We start from the raw sequence: 18,941 nt of genomic DNA, 5'->3' as shown, positions 1-18,941 counted from the left end.
CGCAGGTGGCTTTTTCATTTCTGGCCCCCATATCGTTTGCAGTACTTGCCCGGCGGAAGTCTGCGGGTATGCTTGTGGACTGCCGAGGAGATTGAAAATGGCCTTTGATTTTGATTTGTATGTGATTGGCGCAGGTTCCGGCGGTGTGCGCGCTGCGCGTTTTGCCGCCGGATTTGGCGCGAAAGTGGCCGTGGCCGAGAGCCGCTACCTGGGCGGGACCTGTGTGAACGTCGGCTGCGTGCCGAAAAAATTGTTGGTTTACGGCGCACACTTCGCCGAAGACTTCGAGCAGTCGTCCGGTTTTGGCTGGACACTGGGCGAGGCACAGTTTGACTGGGCCACGCTGATCGCCAACAAGGACCGCGAGATCAATCGCCTGAATGGCATTTACCGCAACTTGCTGGTCAATAGCGGCGTGACCTTGCATGAAGGTCACGCCAAAATCGTCGACCCGAACACGGTCGAGATCAATGGCGAGCGCCACACCGCTAAAAACATCCTGATTGCGACCGGTGGCTGGCCGCAGATCCCGGAAATTCCGGGGCATGAGCATGCAATCAGTTCCAACCAGGCCTTCTTCCTCAAGGAGTTGCCCAAGCGTGTTCTGGTAGTGGGAGGCGGATATATTGCCGTTGAGTTCGCGGGCATTTTCCACGGATTGGGCGCCCAGACCACGTTGCTGTATCGCGGTGAGCTGTTCCTGCGCGGTTTCGATGGGGCGGTGCGCAAGCATTTGCAGGAAGAACTGACCAAGCGTGGCATGGACCTGCAGTTCAATAGCGACATCGAGCGCATCGACAAGCAATCTGATGGCAGCCTGAAGGTGACGCTCAAGGATGGTCGCGAGCTGGAGGCGGATTGTGTGTTCTATGCGACCGGTCGGCGCCCGATGCTCGATAATCTCGGGCTTGAAAACACTGGCGTCAAACTCGACAAGAAAGGCTTTATCGAGGTCGACGAGCAGTATCAGACGGCCGAGCCCTCGATCCTGGCGCTCGGTGATGTGATCGGTCGAGTTCAGCTGACGCCGGTCGCCTTGGCCGAGGGCATGGCCGTGGCGCGACGCTTGTTCAAGCCTGAGCAATACCGCCCGGTGGATTACAAGATGATCCCGACTGCCGTGTTCAGCCTGCCGAACATCGGCACCGTCGGCTTGAGCGAGGAAGACGCCCGCGAGGCCGGCCACGAGGTGGTGATCTTCGAAAGCCGTTTCCGCCCGATGAAGCTGACCTTGACTGAATGCCAGGAACGCACGCTGATGAAGCTGGTGGTCGATGCCAAGACCGACAAGGTTCTCGGCTGTCACATGGTCGGGCCGGATGCCGGCGAGATCGTGCAGGGGCTGGCCATTGCCTTGAAGGCAGGGGCGACCAAGCGCGACTTCGACGAAACCATCGGCGTGCACCCGACGGCCGCCGAAGAGTTCGTCACCATGCGCTCGCCCGTCGCAGGTTAATCGTCTTTGGCTGCGTCTGGCGCTGTCGCAACGATGGCCGCCAGGCGCACGCTTTCATCCAGGCTCGCCTGAGTCTTGAGCAGTTCGATTTCCAGTACTTTATTTGTCTGCGACTGCTCGTCGACACGCTGCTTCAGCGACTGACTTTCCAATAGGGCGACGCGCAAGCGTTCCTGGAGGAGGGTGCGTTCGCTGTCGAAGCGATGGACCTGTTCCAGCAATTGGTCCTGTCGGCTATTGGTTTGCTTGAGTTGATCCTGCGACAGGCTCAGCTCTCTCTGGGCGCCCCGGTTTTCGGTGAACAAACGCTCATTGTCGCGGTGCAGTTGAGTGATCTCGTCCTGGCGCACCATTGCGCTTTGCTGTGCCTGACGCAATTCCATCTGAATCTGCTGCACCTGGCTTTCGTGGCGGCTTTGTTCCTGCTCGCGCTGTTCCTTGACGGCATTACGGTAGTGCTCCAAGGCCTCGCGCGCATGCAGGTGCTTTTCTTCCAGCGAGCGGATCTGCTCGTCCTTGTCTTGCAGGCGTAATTCGAAGCCGGCCAACGCCTGACTCAGCCCGGCGTTGCGGGTCTGCTCGGTCTGCAACATCGAGCGGGTTTCTTGAAGTGACTCTGACTCCTGTGTCAGCGCCAGGCTTTGCATCTCGTACTGCTGATGCAATTCGGTGTTGGTTTTCTGTGCGTCTGTCAGTTGGCTTTCCAGCGCTTTGCGCTGCTGATCGAACTGCTCACGAGCCTGGTCGATGGGTTCCTGGGCCTTCTCCTTTAGGCGTTGAGCCAGGCGTGAAACCAGGCCCGCCAGCTCGTCATCGATAGGTTCTGGCGCAGGCTCGGCGCGTTCTCTGCCGTCGTCCAGCTCCTTCAGATAGCGATGGATAGTGGTTTTCGAGCCCGTGTTGCCCATTTCGATCCGTACTGCATCGATGCTTGGATTTTCGCCGCGGGCGAGGATTGCCAACCGTGCCGCTTGCACCACTGCTTTATTTACGCCGCCACGAGCCATGAGTTCTCCTACGATTTCGTACCGTGGTACATGCCACTAAAGTAGGCAGTGTACCATCTGAAAAATAAAGATAAATGATGTCAGTTTGTCATGCGGGATATACTGGTATTACCCCGTGTGAAGAGCCGCAGGGCGCGATTGCACCCGCCAACGCGGTACGTTTTAGAGAGTTGAGCCGATGACTGAGCTGGATCGATACCTACAGGCCGCCACGCGCGACAACACCCGCCGCAGCTACCGGGCAGCGATTGAGCATTTCGAAGTCAGTTGGGGCGGATTTCTGCCTGCGACTGCCGATAGCGTCGCGCGCTATCTGGTGGCGTATGCGGGGGAGTTGTCGATCAACACGCTGAAGTTGCGTTTGTCGGCGCTGGCGCAGTGGCACAACAGCCAAGGGTTTCCCGATCCAACCAAGGCGCCGGTGGTGCGCAAAGTCTTCAAGGGTGTTCGCGCGTTGCATCCGGCTCAGGAAAAACAGGCCGAACCGTTGCAGCTGCAGCATCTGGAGCAGGTGGTTGCTTGGCTGGAGAAGGAAGCGGCAGAAGCCAAGGCAAAGCAGGACCAACCTGCGCTCTTGCGGGCTCGGCGCGACATGGCGCTGATCCTCTTGGGATTCTGGCGTGGGTTTCGCAGTGATGAGCTGTGTCGTGTACAGATCGAGCACGTTCAGGCGATCGCCAGTTCGGGCATCACGCTCTACTTGCCGCGCACCAAGAGCGACCGCGAGAACCTCGGCAAGACTTACCAGACCCCAGCTTTGCAGCGTCTATGCCCGGTGAACGCCTACATCCAGTGGATCACCGAAGCTGCGTTGGTTCGCGGACCGGTGTTCCGGGGGATCGACCGCTGGGGGCACTTGAGCGAGGAGGGGTTACACGCCAACAGCGTCATCCCGCTACTGCGCCAAGCGCTGGAGCGTGCGGGCATTCCCGCCGAGCACTACACCAGTCACTCCTTGCGACGCGGGTTTGCCAGTTGGGCTCATCAAAGCGGTTGGGACTTGAAGTCGCTGATGAGTTACGTGGGCTGGAAGGATATGAAGTCCGCCATGCGCTATGTTGAAGCCAGCCCGTTTCTCGGCATGGCCCGACTCGCTGAAAAGCCGTTGGCGCTGTAGATCGCGTTTTCTTCTATTAATACCGTCGGCTAATAGCGAAAACAAATCAGCAGGATGAGGTTTGCCAATGAGCCATCCGGGGATCGAGTGGGTAGGATTCACCACATCAACTTTTCAACCAAACTTTTCAACCCTGACGGAGAGTCATCGATGCCTATCATCAACAGCCAAGTTAAACCGTTCAAAGCTGACGCCTTCAAAAATGGCGACTTCGTAAAAGTGTCGGATGCTGACCTGAAAGGCAAATGGTCTGTCGTTTTCTTCTACCCGGCTGACTTCACCTTCGTTTGCCCGACCGAACTGGAAGACCTGGCTGACAACTACGACGCGTTCCAGAAACTGGGCGTCGAAATCTACAGCGTTTCCACCGATACCCACTTTGCCCACGCTGCCTGGCACAACACTTCGCCAGCCATCGGCAAAATCCAGTACACCATGATCGGCGACCCGACTCACGCCATCTCCCGCAACTTCGATGTGCTGATCGAAGAAGCAGGCCTGGCTGACCGTGGCACCTTCGTGATCAACCCTGAAGGCCAGATCAAAATCGTTGAACTGAACGATGGCGGCGTTGGCCGTGACGCTTCCGAGCTGCTGCGTAAAATCAAGGCTGCCCAGTATGTCGCTGCTCACCCAGGCCAGGTTTGCCCAGCCAAGTGGAAAGAAGGCGAGGCCACTCTGGCTCCGTCCCTGGACCTGGTCGGCAAGATCTAAGTCTGTGGATCGCATCATCAGGGCGGGATTCCGCACCTAAGTAAGCTGCAACCGCCCTCAAAAACGCCCGGGCGAGATTCGCTCGGGCGTTTTTTTATGTCTGCTTTTTATGAAACAGAAGAAAGGAAATCGCCCGTATGTTGGACGCCAATCTTAAAGCCCAGTTGAAATCGTACCTGGAACGGGTCACTCAGCCGATCGAGATCGTTGCTTCCCTAGACGACGGTGCGAAATCCCAGGAATTGCTCGAACTGTTGAAAGACGTTGCCAGTCTTTCCACCCAAATTACTTTGCTCGATAACGGTGACGATGCACGCAAGCCATCGTTTTCGATCAATCGCCCAGGCGCTGACATCAGCCTGCGTTTCGCCGGCATCCCGATGGGCCACGAATTCACTTCGTTGGTGTTGGCGCTGCTGCAAGTCGGTGGCCACCCCTCGAAGGCCAGTGTTGAAGTGATCGAACAGATTCGCTCACTCAAAGGTGAGTTCAGCTTCGAGACTTACTTCTCGCTGTCCTGCCAGAACTGCCCGGACGTCGTCCAGGCACTGAACCTGATGGCTGTGTTAAATCCGAACATCCGCCACGTCGCCATCGACGGTGCACTGTTCCAGGCCGAAGTCGATGAACGCCAGGTCATGGCGGTGCCAAGCATTTACCTGAACGGTGTGAATTTCGGTCAGGGCCGCATGGGCCTTGAAGAAATCCTCGCCAAGCTCGACACCAGCGGCATCGAACGTCAAGCCGAGAAGCTCAGTGCCAAGGACGCCTTTGACGTGTTGGTCGTCGGCGGCGGCCCGGCCGGTGCTTCGGCGGCCATTTACGCAGCGCGTAAGGGCATTCGCACGGGCGTGGCGGCGGAACGTTTTGGTGGGCAGGTGCTCGACACCATGGCCATCGAAAACTTCATTTCCGTGCAGGAAACCGAAGGGCCGAAACTGGCCAGTGCCCTTGAAGAACACGTCAAGCAATACGACGTCGATATCATGAACCTGCAACGGGCCACCGCGCTGATTCCAGCGAAGAACCCGGGCGAGTTGCATGAGGTTCGGTTCGAAAGCGGCGCCACGCTGAAAACCAAGGCGCTGATTCTTGCCACTGGTGCGCGCTGGCGTGAAATGGGTGTGCCGGGCGAACAGCAATACAAAGCCAAGGGCGTATGTTTCTGTCCACACTGCGACGGTCCGCTGTTCAAGGGCAAGCGTGTGGCGGTGATCGGCGGCGGTAACTCCGGCGTTGAAGCGGCGATCGATCTGGCCGGCATTGTGTCTCACGTGACTTTGCTGGAATTCGACGTGCAGTTGCGCGCCGACGCGGTCTTGCAGCGCAAGTTGCACAGTCTGCCCAACGTCACCGTTATCACCAGTGCACAAACCACTGCAGTGTTGGGCGACGGTCAGAAGGTCAACGGCTTGCGCTACAAGGATCGTCAGACGGACGAGTTGCGTACGGTCGAGCTGGAAGGCATCTTCGTGCAGATCGGTTTGCTGCCCAACACCGATTGGCTCAAAGGCACCATCGAGCTATCGCCTCGTGGCGAGATCATCGTCGATGCTCGCGGTGAAACCTCGATACCGGGCGTGTTCGCTGCCGGTGACGTGACCACTGTGCCCTACAAACAGATTGTAATCGCCGTGGGCGAGGGCGCGAAGGCTTCCCTGAGCGCGTTTGATCACCTGATCCGGACCTCGGCCCCGGCGTAAACGCCGACGCTGAAAACACAAAACCCCATGAGTGATCATGGGGTTTTTTTGTGCTCGGCTTATTTTTGAATTGCTTTCTGTGGGAGCGGCGGTGCGGCGATCCGACTTGCCTGCGAAGGCGGCTTATCATTCGACATCTTTGTTGACTGACATTGCGCTTTCGCGGGCAAGCACGCTCCTACAAGGGCATGTGCCGAGGCTTACAGCGGCGCTGGCTGGATGATCTCAACCCAGTATGCATCCGGGTCCTTGATGAAGGCCAGGCTCTTCATGCGCCCGTCATTCAAGCGCTTCTGGAAATCACAGCCCAGTGCTTCAAAACGCTCGCACGCCGCGCGGATGTCCGGCACGGAAATGCAGATATGACCGAAACCGCGCGGGTCGGTGTTGCCGTTGTGGTAGGCGAGGTCCGGATCGCTCTCGGTTCCGTGGTTGTGGGTCAGTTCGAGAATGCCGGGGATCGACTTCATCCACTCGGTGCGAGCAGCAGCGTCGGCCGGGATCTGGTTTTTGTCGACCAGGGCCAGGAAATACAGGCTGAATTCCGCTTCAGGGAAGTCGCGTTTTTCCACCAGAGTGAAACCGAAGATACGCGTGTAGAAATCCAGGGACTTGGTGATGTCCTTGACCCGAAGCATGGTGTGGTTGAAGACGAACTTCTGGGTCGCGGTATCAGGCTGGGCGGTGACGCCTGGGAAAGTGTTCAATTCGTGTAGGCTCATGGGCCCTCCGGAAAATAAGTGGGGCTAACGAATGGGGACAATGATACGCAAGGCCTCAGACATCACCAAACCCAAACCGTCAGCTATTGCCTGCCAGGCGGGCGAGGCTCAGACTTTACGGTTCAATCCGTGAGTGTTTATTGCAATGGTTCGATTCTGTAAATCGATGTTCGTCATGCTCGGCATTTTGTCAGCGGTTGCCAACGCTCATGCAGAGGCGCCACAGCTGACGTGGCCAAGTGGCTGGGAAGTCGAAGCCTTCGCGCAGGAAGACTCCGGCTCTAAAGTGTCCCGTCAGCGCGCGGTCAAAAACGATCAAAGCGGCACGCCGGTGATGGTCATGGAATTGACCATGACTCAGGTGGAGAGCGGTCATCAGGTGAATGTGCAGGGCGTGCTGCTGGAAATGCGTAAAGCGGTGCAAAAGGACTTCTTTCAAAGCGGCTATCAAAGTGTCTGTAACAAGATTCATCCAGCGACACTGAGCCGCCTGTCGGCCCTGGAAACTACCTGCACCATTACCCAGAACGGACGACATGTGCTGTCGCAAACATTGGTTGGGGCGGTGGATGCCGATAACGCCTATGTTCTTTCGTACGCGGGGCAGGCCGAGGCTTACAAGGAAAGTCAGGAAGAAATTGAAGCGATCCGTAACAGCTTGAAACTTTAGTGCCGGGATTTTACGTGGCGGCGGATTTTGGCGGGTTCCGACATTTTTAGATACCCAAAGGCACTAAACACTAAGTTAATCGGCAAGTTGCGAGTTGATCCCCCTCCAATCGTTGCATTTAGAGGGTATCCATAAAAAAAGCCCTGCATTGGCAGGGCTTTTTTATAACCGCAAGCTGTTAGCTGCGCAGCCAGGAATCAACAGTGGATGCACCGTATTGTTCCTTCCAGGCTTTCAGGCCGCGGTGGTTGCCACCCTTGGTTTCAATCAGTTCACCCGTGTGCGGGTTCTGATAGACCTTGACCACGCGAGCACGGCGGGTTTTAGGCGTTTTTGCTTGTTGCAGACCGGATTTTGCCGGGTTCGGATCGAGAATGGCGATGATGTCACGCAGGCTCTTGCCGTAGGTTTTCATCAGCCCCTGGAGCTTTTCTTCGAATTCGATTTCTTTCTTGAGCCCGGCATCATTCTTCAGCGATTCCAGCTGCTTGAGCTGTTCCTGAAGGGCCTTTTCAGCTGCACGAAATTCAGCGAGTCTGGACAATATCTTTACTCCAATAGTGTGTTTGGCTGATACCAACCGCAAACAAAGCTATAAGCCAAGAGCCTTGAAGCGACTCGGTGATAGTGGCTCACCTGCCAATTCTGCACAGGCATGAAAAATTGTAGTAGTTAATTGGCCAAGAGTAAATCCTGACTTTTTCTTCATGTAACAAACAGTAGTCTCTGGATTCAATTTGGTGCGGGTTGTCGATGTCCCGTCGCTTAAAGTCACTAGTTAATGGTGGGTTAGAGCGTTAATGAATTCTGCGCCGGGCATCGGACGACCGTACAGATAACCTTGCAGGAAGTTCACGCCGTGGGCGCTCAGATAGTCACTTTGTTCTTGGGTTTCCACGCCTTCGGCGACGATCCCCAGATCGAGCTTGGCCGAGAGTTCGATGATGCTGTCCAGAATGTGCCGCGAAAGGGCGTCGATGCCGATCATGGCAACAAAGCTCTGGTCGATTTTCAGGAAGTCCACATTGAACTGACGCAGATATCCCAGGCTGGAGTGCCCGGTACCAAAGTCGTCAATCGCGATCATCACACCCAGCGCATGAAGCTGTTCGAACAACTGGAGCGTAACGTCGCTCGGCTTTATCAGTTCGCGCTCGGTCAGTTCCAGCACAAGGTTGATGGAGCCGGGTGTGAAGGCTCTGAGAAACTCACGACAGTCTTCGACCAGTTTCAGGTCGTTGCAGTGACGGGCGGTGATGTTGATGCCGATGTGAAAGGGTTCACTGAACGAGCTAGAAACAGGGCCTAGCCATTGGGCGGCCTGTCGCATCAGTGAACGGGTCATGGGCACGATCAGTCCGGAATCTTCGGCAAACGGGATGAACATTTCAGGGCGTACCAAGCCTTCCTTCGGGTGTTTCCAGCGCATCAGCACTTCGGTGCCGGACCACTTCCTGGTATCGCCATGCACGACCGGCTGAAAATACGCGACAAACTCTCCCGCAGCCAGGGCGCGCTGCATTTCGCGAGTAGGCGACCATGAACGTTTTTGCAGGAAGTGCCCAATGGCGCCCGACACCACACCAAAAAAAATCAGCAGGCTGAACAGCGGCGGGTATTCGCTGGCGATGTAGCGCCAGGTTTCGCCCTCGGGGAAGCCGGCGGAGACGATAAAGGCATAGCGCGAGGAAGAACGTTCCCTTTCGGCCACGGGCAAGGCGGGCAGGGCGCCTCCATGGACCTTGCCGTCGGCGGACAACCAGTTCGGGCCAACTTGCAGTAGCAGCAATGTGTTGCGACCTATCAGGCGCAGCACGGTACTTAAGTGGTAACCGTCCAGTGTCGTCAGCGCGCCTTGTTTGCCCTCACTCAGGCGGTACACCAGCACCGCCGTATTGGGGGTGACCGGATTGCCACTCATGAGCAGCAGCCTGCCTTGCGCATAGTCGCCGGCAGTGATCTTTTCCTGGACCTCGCCGAACAAAGAGTTGCAATAAATGGTGTCGTCCCATACCAGACTGGCGGAGCGCACAAACGGGCGGCGCGTGACCTGTTCGCGCAGGGCCAGCTTGACGTCGTTGCAATTTTGGCCGGCCAGCGGCAGCAGTTCTCGTGCGGACTGTGCAGTATTGTCGAGCATCAGTTCGAATTGGCGCAGGGCTTCGTCTGCGGTCAGCCGGCTGCTTTGCTTGAGAGCCCGTCCAGCCTGCATATAGAGAATGACGCAGCCCAATATCACCGGGAGCAGCCCACACAGAAGGGTCACCATAATGCGGGTGCGCAACGGGCGACGGCTTTGGGCACTCAATGGCATCCGCGAAATCTCTCACGAAGAAGCAGGGCTCTCAAATGCTGGCAGGACGACAACACGCCTCCCAAAAAGAGTTCAGGTAGTGGGCATGATAGTCGGACCTGAGCGCTTATGCCGCTCAACGGACGTTCAAGCCGGTGGCCAATTTAACGAAGGCTAACGTGGCGGGTGACGACTGGCGCTGGTCAAGCACCGCCAGCCCGACCTGGCGAATGACGGCGGGCGAGAGTGGTTTTTTCACATATCGGCGATTGTCGTCGTCAGGCAGCGAGCTTTCTGCGACGACGGTCAGCGCATCACCGCGGCCCACTGTGTCCAGCGTGCTGATCAATTGTGAGCAGCGATAACGGATATTCGGTGTCAGACGGGCGGCGCTGAACAGGCGTGAGACCAGCTCCGAAGACCCGGCTTCGGTCAGCACGAATGGGGCGTTGCACAAGTCGCTCAAGCTCAGGCTGTCACGCCCCGCTAGCGCGTGATCAGCGGGAAGCAGTGCAACCATCTGGTCTTCAAGCAGCGCAAACGTGTCGAAGCGATCTTCGGGCAGCACCACAAAGCCGATATCGATTCGCCGCTCTTCAAGCCATTGAATAACCTGGCGGTCCGGGCCTTCGTCAATGTGGACTTCAATGCCGGGGTGGGCCGCGCGGTAGTGTTGCAGGATCAGCGGTAACAGTCTGATCGACGAGGTCGGGCCAAACGAGCCGATGCGCAGCGTGCCGCGTTTCATCCCGCGCGCATCGGCGGCTTCCTGGCGCAAGGTGTTGGCGAGGCCGAGCATTGACCTGGCGCGCAATAACAGTTGCTGGCCGATGTCGCTCAGTTCGACCTGGGACTGATGCCGCCGCAACAATTCGACGCCGAGTTCCTGTTCCAGCGACTTGAGCGCGTGAGAAACCGCTGATTGGGAAATCCCCAAGCGATTGGCAGCCGCTGTGAACCCGCGCAGTTCGGCAACCAGCGAGAAAATCTCGAGCTGTGTCAGAGTCATGAGTATTTACTCATTTTACGATGATCGGTCATTAGTCGAATGATACGTCATCCGCCTAAGCCTGGTTTTGCCCCCTATGACAATCTTTGTGCAAACAACGACATCGCACGCCCTGGTGTATCTGAAGCTCGCCGCCGTCACCATGATCTGGGGCGGGACGTTTGTGGCTGGGCGGTTTCTGGCCGACACCCTCAGCCCGTTGTTCGCCGCTAGCCTCAGGTTCTTGCTGGCCAGCGCGGCGCTGCTGCTGTTTCTGCTGCTGGCGCGAGTCCCTTTGTCCCGGCCCAACCTGCGGCAATGGCTGCAACTGGCGCTGCTGGGGTTTTTCGGGATCTTCTTTTACAACCTGTGCTTCTTTTATGGGTTGCACTACATCAATGCCTCTCGAGCCTCGTTGATCGTTGCGCTGAACCCGGCTGTGATCGGCCTCGCCTCGTGGTGGCTGTTCAAGGAGCGCTTGAATCGGGCGAAAGTGTTCGGTATCGCGATCTGTATTGCCGGGGCGAGTGTGGTGATTGTCAGTCGTAATCCCCAGTCGTTGGTCGGCAATGCCGATGCCTGGATCGGAGACCTGCTGATTTTCGGCTGCGTGCTTGGCTGGGGGATTTATTCGCTGTTTTCCAAAGAACTGAATCAATCGTTGGGACCCGTGCAGACGGTGACGTATTCGATTCTGCTGGGCACCGCGATGCTCTGGGCGACCAGTGCCGTGCGCGGTGAACTGAGTGTCAGCGCACTGATCAGCCTCGGTCCGCAACAATGGCTTAGCCTGCTGTCCCTCGGCGTATTGGGCTCGGCGCTGGCCTACATTGGTTATTACGACGGCATTCGCCAGATCGGTGCGACGCGTTCAGGCGTGTTCATTGCCTTGAATCCGCTGACCGCCGTCATCCTCGGCGCACTGTTGCTGGGGGAGTCGTTGACGCCGGCGATGTGCCTTGGTGGTGTGCTGATTCTGTCGGGGATTTGCCTCTGCAACAAACCCCTTGCACGAGTAGTGAAAAAGGGGATTTGATACAGAAGGCGGACAAACCGTTTTACGCTGTGTAGAATCGGGTTACGCATACAATAATAAACGTCTTCTGGCAGCAGAAGCCTCGCCCGCAAGAGCCTTGGGTCGACAATGAAGAGTTTTGGGTTTCAATTGATCTACGGTGACTTCCTCGCCCGCAGCGTCCGGGGCATCTCCTGTGCGCCACCCGCGGCTCTCAGCATTGCTAGCAACTAACATTTGTTAATTTCAGCTGTTAATTCTAAAAGCATGATGAGGCGCCAAAATGGCAGATTTATACGAAAACCCAATGGGCTTGATGGGCTTTGAATTCATCGAATTCGCATCGCCAACCCCGAACACCCTGGAGCCGATCTTCGAGATCATGGGCTTCACCAAGGTTGCGACCCACCGATCCAAAGACGTGCACCTGTATCGCCAGGGCGCGATCAACCTGATCCTCAACAACGAACCGCACAGCGTCGCTTCGTACTTCGCGGCCGAGCACGGCCCGTCGGTGTGCGGCATGGCGTTCCGCGTCAAGGATTCGCAGCTCGCCTACAAGCGCGCGCTGGAAATCGGCGCCCAGCCGATCCACATCGAAACCGGCCCGATGGAACTTAACCTGCCAGCGATCAAAGGCATCGGCGGCGCGCCGCTGTACCTGATCGACCGTTTCGGTGAGGGCAGCTCGATCTACGACATCGACTTCGTGTTCATCGAAGGTGTGGACCGCAACCCGGTCGGTGCCGGCCTGAAAATCATCGACCATCTGACCCACAACGTCTATCGCGGTCGCATGGCCTACTGGGCCAACTTCTACGAGAAGCTATTCAACTTCCGCGAAATTCGCTACTTCGACATCAAGGGCGAATACACCGGCCTGACCTCCAAGGCCATGACCGCGCCGGACGGCATGATCCGCATCCCGCTGAACGAAGAATCGTCCAAGGGCGCCGGGCAGATCGAAGAGTTCCTGATGCAGTTCAACGGTGAAGGCATCCAGCACGTGGCCTTCCTCAGCGATGACCTGCTCAAGACCTGGGATCACCTGAAAAGCATCGGCATGCGCTTCATGACCGCGCCACCGGAAACCTATTACGAAATGCTCGAAGGCCGTTTGCCGAACCACGGCGAGCCGGTTGATCAACTGCAAGCGCGCGGGATTTTGCTGGACGGTTCGTCCGAGTCGGGTGACAAGCGTCTGCTGCTGCAGATCTTCTCGGAAACCTTGATGGGGCCGGTGTTCTTTGAATTCATCCAGCGTAAAGGCGACGATGGCTTCGGCGAAGGCAACTTCAAGGCACTGTTCGAATCGATCGAACGGGATCAGGTTCGTCGTGGCGTACTCGCAACCGAGTAAGCTGCTGCACCGCTAATAATTGTGGGAGTAAGCCTGCTCGCGATAGCGTCGTCAAATTCAACATCATCGTTGACTGACAGATAGCTATCGCGAGCAGGCTCACTCCTACATTTGTTTTTGGGTGGGGCTTAAGGTCTGCGGTGCCGCATCAGGTGTTTGAAACCTTCGAACACCAGTACCACCACCGCGAGCCAGATCGGAATGTAAGTCAGCCATTCCCCAGGCTTGATGCTTTCCCCCAGCAGCAATGCCACGCCCAGCAACAACACCGGCTCGACATAACTCAACAACCCGAAAAGGCTGAACGGCAACAACCGGCTGGCGATGATGTAGACCACCAACGCCGAAGCGCTGATCACTCCCAGCATAGGGATCAATAGCGACAGCCACGGGTACTGATCGAACACGCCGAAGCCTTGCTCGCCACTTTGCACAAACCAGACCGCCACCGGCAGCGTCAACGCCATGTCCAGCCACAGGCCGCCAAGGTTGTCCGAGGCCAAGCGCTTGCGCACGATGAAATAGGTCGGATAGCCGATGCACACCAGCAAGGTCGCCCAGGAAAAACCGCCGACCTGATACACCTCATTGATCACGCCGAGGCACGCCAGTACCACGGCGACTTTTTGCAGATAGGACAGACGTTCGCCATAGGCGATCCGCCCGGTCAGCACCATCGTCAATGGCAGCAGGAAATACCCGAGTGACACGTCCAGGCTGTAGCCATTGAGCGGCGCCCACATGAACAGCCAGAGTTGTACGCCGAGCAAGGCAGAGGAGGCGATCAGCGCGGCGATCAATTTCGGATTCGCCGTGGCACGCCGGACAATCTCGACCACGCGCTTCCATTCCCCGGACACCACCATGAACACCGTCATGCAGGGCACGGTCAGCAACATCCGCCAGCCGAAAATTTCCACGCCGCTCAATGGGGTGAGCAACGACGTGTAGTAATACATGACGGCAAACAACACCGAAGCCGAAACCGATAAAGCGATACCTTTAGACAAACTGCCCTCGCGAGGTTGAACGTGAAACGGGGCGCAGAGGATACGTGGTTTTCGTAACAAATATTGTCCGACTGATCAGCACAGTCCCCCTGTGGGAGCGTGGCTTGCCCGCGATGGCCTCTACTCGGTCTATCTGATGCACCGGGGTGCCTGCTTCGCGGGCAAGCCACGCTCCCACAGAGGATTGTGTTTCTTCAGTTGGTGTGGGGTTTACGACCAGACACAAAATGGCTCACATCATTAAACCCCGGTGTCGATGAATGCCCAGGCACCACCAGCGAATCAATAAACGCCTCGTCCTCAGCCGTAATCTTCACCGCTTGCGCCTTGGTGTAGGCGTCCCACTGTTCCTCGGTACGCGGCCCGACAATGGCTGAAGTGACGGCGCTGTTGTTCAACACCCAGGCAATCGCAAACTCGACAATCCCCACGCCATGTTCCTGGGTGTACTGCTGGATTTGCTGGGCAATGCGCAACGACTCAACCCGCCATTCGGTTTCCAGAATGCGTTTGTCTGCGCGCCCTGCGCGGCTGTTGGCGTCCGGTTTCACGCCTGGCGCGTATTTACCGCTGAGTACTCCGCGGGCCAGCGGACTGTAGGGCACCACACCGAGGCCATAATTGTGCGCGGCGGTGATCTGCTCGGTTTCCGCCTGACGGTTGACGATGTTGTACAGCGGCTGGCTGATCACCGGCCGGTCGACGCCCAGTTGATCAGCGATGCGAATCACCTCGGCAATGCGCCAGCCACGGTAGTTGGACAACCCCCAATAACGAACCTTGCCCTGGCGAATCAAATCGCCCATCGCCGACACGGTCACTTCCAGCGGCGTGTTGTGGTCTTCGCGGTGCAGGTAATAGATGTCGAGGTAGTCGGTGCCCAAACGCGTGAGGCTGGCGTCGATGCCATTAAAGATGTGTTTGCGGCTCAAGCCGCTACGGTTGGGCACTCCGTCCATCGGGCCGAAACCGACCTTGGTCGCCAACACCCATTCGTGGCGATTGCCGGCAATCGCCTCGCCGACGATTTCTTCAGAACGACCGCCGGTGTAAACGTCCGCGGTGTCGATGAAATTGATGCCCTGGTCCCAGGCCTTGTCGATGATCCGCAGGGAATCTTCGGTGCTGGTCTGTTCGCCGAACATCATGGTACCCAGGGTCAGGGTGGAGACCTGTAAACCCGAATGACCCAGCGTGCGATAGCTCATGAGGAAATCCTTTTACCGGTGGGGGAAAGGCCTCAATCAAATACCAGAACCGTCGTCGGGGGCAATCGGAATATCAGCTCAATGGTGGAGCCAGTGTAGGAATGAGCCTGTGGCAATAAACAGCAATGTTTAAACGGGCGGGAGGGATAGGGCTGGAGGCTACATAACCTTGCGCCGTTGCCTACGACTGCGCCAGAATCCGCCGGCTTGTGCGCCTTGGGGCTGGGCTCTATCGTTTGCTCGTCGCTGAAAAACAGCGATCGGGTTTGGTAGGCCCGGTTTTATGTGAGGTGCTAAGCATCACCATCGCGGCATATTTTTGCCTCGATTTTATGGTGGTCATGCACAGGGCGCTTTCGGGCGCGCCGGTCTCCTCACATCCCGGCCTACCAACCTGCGCATGGCCGCCACCCCTCGTTTGGTAGCGAGAGTGACGGCTCCTTTATACGATGAGAGGAGCTTTTCTTATGTTCAAGATCACACCCAACCCACCAGAAGCCGACACCGACGACGTATCCCCCTACGAATCCACGGATTCAAAAAAACTCAACACCGCCGCCGACCGCGCCCTCGATTACTACCTGAAACCGGTCATCCCCAAAGACACGCCACGCAAACCCAGCACTATCTATTCCGTCGGTGCCGACACCGATCACGAAACCCTGCTGGTCAACGCCTGTGAAACATTGGCGTCAGCGAGTGTGATGTTGAGCGATTTCGCCGGGCAACTGAACGGCACACAGCGCCATACACTGCTGGGCATTCAAAACTCCGTGATGCTGGGTGAACTGGCGGTGAACCGGATGCTCGACAACGTCGACCCGCATAGCTAAATCGGTCTCAAGATGATCGTTCCCACGCTCCGCGTGGGAATGCAGCCCCGGACGCTCTGCGTCCCTTTGAGAGCTGGAACGCGGAGCGTCCCGTGAGGCATTCCCACGCAGAGCGTGGGAACGATCAAATGCTAAGGCTTACACCCGCAACGTCCGCGTCATCCGCAACGCCAGGAAGCTGCCGCACACAATCACACCCGCCAGCAGATAAAGCGCAGCATCGGTCGAGCCGGTGCTGTCCTTGACCCAACCCACGAGATAAGGGCTGAGGAAACCCGCCATTTGCCCCATCGAGTTGATCAACGCCAAACCACCCGCCGCCGCGCCCGCGCTCAGCAGCGCCGTCGGCACCGGCCAGAACATTGGCAGGCCGGTGAGGGCGCCCATGGTGGCGATGGTCAGGCCGAGAATTGCAATGGCCGGCGTCGTCGCAAAGTTCACCGCGATCAGCAGACCCACCGCGCCCATCAACATCGGCACCACCAAATGCCAGCGGCGTTCCTTGCGCAGGTCCGCCGAGCGGCCGACCATCAACATGAACACCGCTGCCAGCAAGTACGGAATCGCACTCAGCCAGCCGATCACCAGGTTATCGCTGAAGCCCAGGTTCTTGATGATCGACGGCAACCAGAAGTTGATCGCGTACACGCCGCTCTGGATGCAGAAGTAAATCAAACCGAACGCCCAGATCGCCGGGTTCTTGAACACCGCCAACAGTGAGTCGGTGGTGGTTTTCGGTTTGTTCGCCAGGTCTTCAGCGTGATCCTCTTCCAGCACCGAGCGCTCAAACGGGGTCAGCCATTTGGCGTTGGCGTAACTGTCGCTCAGCAGGAAATAGGCGAGGGCGCCGAGAATCACGGTCGGAATGCCTTGCAGCAAGAACATCCACTGCCAACCTGCCAGACCCGCTTGGCCTGCGCCAAAGTGGTTGAGGATCCAGCCAGAAAACGGGCTGCCGAGCAGGCCGGACACCGGAATTGCCGACATGAACAGCGCCATGATCCGGCCACGGCGAAAGGTCGGGAACCACTGCGAGAGATACAGCACCACGCCCGGGAAGAACCCGGCTTCCGCCGCACCGGTGAACAGCCGCAAGGTGTAGAACTCGGTCGGGGTGGTGACGAACAGCAGGCAGGTCGAGAGCGTGCCCCAGACGATCATCATTAGCGCGATCCAGCGCCGCGGGCCGAATTTGGTCAGGGCCAGGTTGCTCGGCACGCCGCACAGCACGTAACCGATGAAGAAGATCCCGGCCCCGAGGCCGTACACGGTTTCGCTGAATTTCAGGGCGTCGAGCATCTGCAGTTTGGCAAATCCAACGTTCACCCGGTCGAGGTAGTTGAACAGATAGCAGATGAAGATGAAGGGGATCAAACGCAGGGTAATGCGTTTGTAGACGGCGTTTTTCTCGTCAACGATGGCCTGGGTAGCGGCGGCGCTCTGTGACATGGCGGGTTCTCTCTTTATTATGATTTTTTGCGATGCAAGGGTAACGTTGATCGCCCAGTGAGTCTCGGCCACGCCTTGGGTCGTTGTCTTTGTGCCTGAGCACAGGGTTTAAGACCCAGGCCTGTGCGGGTGAACAACCCGTCCCACACCGTTTTCAAGGATCCCCGTTATGTTCGAACTCGATCACGACCTGGCCCAGGACATCGTCGACCGGGCGATGGCCATCCTGCCCTACAACGTCAACGTCATGGACAGTCAAGGGTTGATTCTCGGCAGCGGCGAGCCGGAGCGGATCAACACCCGCCATGAAGGCGCGCAACTGGTGCTGGCCAACGGTCGGGTGGTGGAGATCGACGCGCAGACGGCGATTCATCTCAAGGGCGTGCAGCCGGGGATCAACCTGCCGCTGCTGCTCGATGGGCGCTTGATTGGTGTGCTCGGCATTACCGGCGAGCCCGAGCTATTGCGCACCTATGCCGAACTGGTGCGAATGACTGCCGAAATGCTGGTTGGCCAGCGCAATCAGCAGGCCGAGCAGCAATGGCGGCGCCAGCGTTGCGATGATCTGCTGGTGTTGCTGCTGAGCGAGGCGGGGGATGCGCCGCGCTTGCTCGACGAAGCGCAGCAGTTGGGGCTCAAACCGCAGCTGACGCGGGTGCCCTATCTGTTTGAATTGGGCATCGAACACGGCCCGGCGCAAACCGTTGAAGCGCTGAGTGCCTGGCTGACCTCGCGTTACCCGGACAGTTGGTGCGTGAGTTCGGCGAAGTCGTCGTTGCTGTGGTGCCGACCAGCTTCGCAGACTATCGAAAATGAACGGCTGCTGGAAAAACTCGACGGCCTGGGCTGGAACATACTGCGTATTGCGGTAGGCGGGCAGGCCGAGGGATTGTCGGGGCTGCGGCGCTGCTACCGCCGTGTCGGCGACTTGCTGGCATACGGGCGCGATGTGTTGCCGCGTTCGCGCTTATTGACGCTCACCCGTTACCGATTACCGGTGATGCTCTGGCGGCATCGCAACGACGATGCGCTGGACGAATTGCTAAAACCGCTGCGCAAAGTCATCGCCAAGGACGGCAACGGCCAACTGTTGGCGACCTTGCGCAGTTGGTGTGATCACGATGGGCAGAGCCAGACGTGTGCCGATGCGCTGGGGATCCATCGCAATAGCTTGCGTTATCGGATGGAGCGGATTGCCGAGCTGAGTGGTGTTGATCCGTTGAAACTGGACGGGATGCTTGCGCTCTATCTTGGTGTTCAGCTTTTGCCGCAAACGGATGCACCTACAATCCCTTAGGTGCATGGCTTGCCGATGATGGCAATCTCAGGGGGCGGCAGGGGTAGCCATTTCATTAGTTGAGGGGGTGCACAGATTTGTGATCGCCGCCGATCCCCT

General features: G+C 57.7%; 17 protein-coding genes. 9 read left to right on the top strand and 8 right to left on the bottom strand.

Going from position 1 to position 18,941, the window contains the following annotated elements:
* Positions 1 to 97 precede the first annotated feature (97 nt).
* Entirely contained in the window at positions 98 to 1,456 is a 1,359-nt protein-coding gene (gene gorA, locus ACA048_RS15830; protein WP_497625267.1) for a glutathione-disulfide reductase, read from the top strand.
* Here the strand turns inward: gorA and ACA048_RS15825 are convergent.
* Positions 1,453 to 2,463, bottom strand: coding sequence for a DNA-binding protein (locus ACA048_RS15825; RefSeq protein ID WP_497625266.1), 1,011 nt, complete (start codon positions 2,461 to 2,463; stop codon positions 1,453 to 1,455). The two genes, gorA and ACA048_RS15825, sit on opposite strands and share 4 nt — an antisense overlap.
* 178 nt (positions 2,464 to 2,641) lie before the next feature.
* Between ACA048_RS15825 and ACA048_RS15820 the strand changes: the two genes are divergently transcribed.
* From ACA048_RS15820 to ahpF, 3 genes are all read left to right on the top strand, one after another.
* Entirely contained in the window at positions 2,642 to 3,580 is a 939-nt protein-coding gene (locus tag ACA048_RS15820; protein ID WP_497625265.1) for a site-specific integrase, read from the top strand.
* A 150-nt stretch (positions 3,581 to 3,730) separates the two neighbouring features.
* A complete protein-coding gene (gene ahpC, locus ACA048_RS15815; RefSeq protein ID WP_007975937.1) occupies positions 3,731 to 4,294 on the top strand; it encodes an alkyl hydroperoxide reductase subunit C in 564 nt (187 codons plus the stop codon).
* A gap of 137 nt (positions 4,295 to 4,431) precedes the next feature.
* Entirely contained in the window at positions 4,432 to 5,997 is a 1,566-nt protein-coding gene (gene ahpF / locus ACA048_RS15810) for an alkyl hydroperoxide reductase subunit F (protein ID WP_497625264.1), read from the top strand.
* Positions 5,998 to 6,197: 200 nt separating this feature from the next.
* Here the strand turns inward: ahpF and gloA are convergent, their stop codons facing one another.
* Complete coding sequence (gene gloA / locus ACA048_RS15805) at positions 6,198 to 6,719, bottom strand: lactoylglutathione lyase (RefSeq protein ID WP_497625263.1); 522 nt, start codon at positions 6,717 to 6,719, stop codon at positions 6,198 to 6,200.
* A gap of 166 nt (positions 6,720 to 6,885) precedes the next feature.
* Between gloA and ACA048_RS15800 the strand changes: the two genes are divergently transcribed.
* Entirely contained in the window at positions 6,886 to 7,389 is a 504-nt protein-coding gene (locus ACA048_RS15800) for a DUF4946 domain-containing protein (RefSeq protein WP_497629876.1), read from the top strand.
* 178 nt (positions 7,390 to 7,567) lie between these two features.
* Here the strand turns inward: ACA048_RS15800 and ACA048_RS15795 are convergent, their stop codons facing one another.
* The 3 genes from ACA048_RS15795 to ACA048_RS15785 all read right to left on the bottom strand — a co-directional run bounded on the left by ACA048_RS15795 (position 7,568) and on the right by ACA048_RS15785 (position 10,691).
* Positions 7,568 to 7,933, bottom strand: a complete 366-nt coding sequence (locus ACA048_RS15795) for a histone-like nucleoid-structuring protein, MvaT/MvaU family (protein WP_223513479.1) — start codon at positions 7,931 to 7,933, stop codon at positions 7,568 to 7,570.
* Positions 7,934 to 8,167: 234 nt separating this feature from the next.
* Positions 8,168 to 9,703, bottom strand: a complete 1,536-nt coding sequence (locus ACA048_RS15790; RefSeq protein WP_497625262.1) for an EAL domain-containing protein — start codon at positions 9,701 to 9,703, stop codon at positions 8,168 to 8,170.
* A 115-nt stretch (positions 9,704 to 9,818) separates the two neighbouring features.
* Complete coding sequence (locus ACA048_RS15785) at positions 9,819 to 10,691, bottom strand: LysR family transcriptional regulator (RefSeq protein ID WP_497625261.1); 873 nt, start codon at positions 10,689 to 10,691, stop codon at positions 9,819 to 9,821.
* A gap of 76 nt (positions 10,692 to 10,767) precedes the next feature.
* Here ACA048_RS15785 and ACA048_RS15780 point away from each other — a divergent pair, with 76 nt between their 5' ends.
* Both ACA048_RS15780 and hppD read left to right on the top strand, forming a co-directional pair.
* Positions 10,768 to 11,706: a DMT family transporter gene (locus ACA048_RS15780; protein WP_497625260.1), complete on the top strand. Its 939-nt coding sequence runs from the start codon at positions 10,768 to 10,770 to the stop codon at positions 11,704 to 11,706.
* Positions 11,707 to 11,968: 262 nt separating this feature from the next.
* On the top strand, positions 11,969 to 13,045 hold the full coding sequence (gene hppD / locus ACA048_RS15775) for a 4-hydroxyphenylpyruvate dioxygenase (protein ID WP_497625259.1): 1,077 nt from the start codon (positions 11,969 to 11,971) through the stop codon (positions 13,043 to 13,045).
* 128 nt (positions 13,046 to 13,173) lie between these two features.
* Here the strand turns inward: hppD and rarD are convergent, their stop codons facing one another.
* Together rarD and ACA048_RS15765 are read right to left on the bottom strand one after the other, a co-directional pair.
* The gene (gene rarD, locus ACA048_RS15770) at positions 13,174 to 14,055 is read right to left on the bottom strand and encodes an EamA family transporter RarD (protein ID WP_497625258.1); all 882 of its coding nucleotides are present in this window, start codon (positions 14,053 to 14,055) and stop codon (positions 13,174 to 13,176) included.
* A gap of 194 nt (positions 14,056 to 14,249) precedes the next feature.
* Positions 14,250 to 15,263: an aldo/keto reductase gene (locus tag ACA048_RS15765; protein ID WP_497625257.1), complete on the bottom strand. Its 1,014-nt coding sequence runs from the start codon at positions 15,261 to 15,263 to the stop codon at positions 14,250 to 14,252.
* A 467-nt stretch (positions 15,264 to 15,730) separates the two neighbouring features.
* Between ACA048_RS15765 and ACA048_RS15760 the strand changes: the two genes are divergently transcribed.
* Positions 15,731 to 16,096, top strand: coding sequence for a DUF6124 family protein (locus tag ACA048_RS15760; protein WP_497625256.1), 366 nt, complete (start codon positions 15,731 to 15,733; stop codon positions 16,094 to 16,096).
* Between the two features lie 138 nt (positions 16,097 to 16,234).
* Here ACA048_RS15760 and ACA048_RS15755 read toward each other — a convergent pair whose 3' ends face one another.
* A complete protein-coding gene (locus ACA048_RS15755) occupies positions 16,235 to 17,545 on the bottom strand; it encodes an MFS transporter (protein ID WP_497625255.1) in 1,311 nt (436 codons plus the stop codon).
* Positions 17,546 to 17,714: 169 nt separating this feature from the next.
* Between ACA048_RS15755 and ACA048_RS15750 the strand changes: the two genes are divergently transcribed.
* A complete protein-coding gene (locus tag ACA048_RS15750; protein WP_497625254.1) occupies positions 17,715 to 18,842 on the top strand; it encodes a sugar diacid recognition domain-containing protein in 1,128 nt (375 codons plus the stop codon).
* Positions 18,843 to 18,941: the final 99 nt, after the last annotated feature.

This window comes from Pseudomonas sp. LBUM1659 (assembly GCF_059716045.1).
The sequence above is the reverse complement of the archived record's forward strand: the minus strand, read 5'-3'. Positions and strand labels throughout refer to the sequence as shown.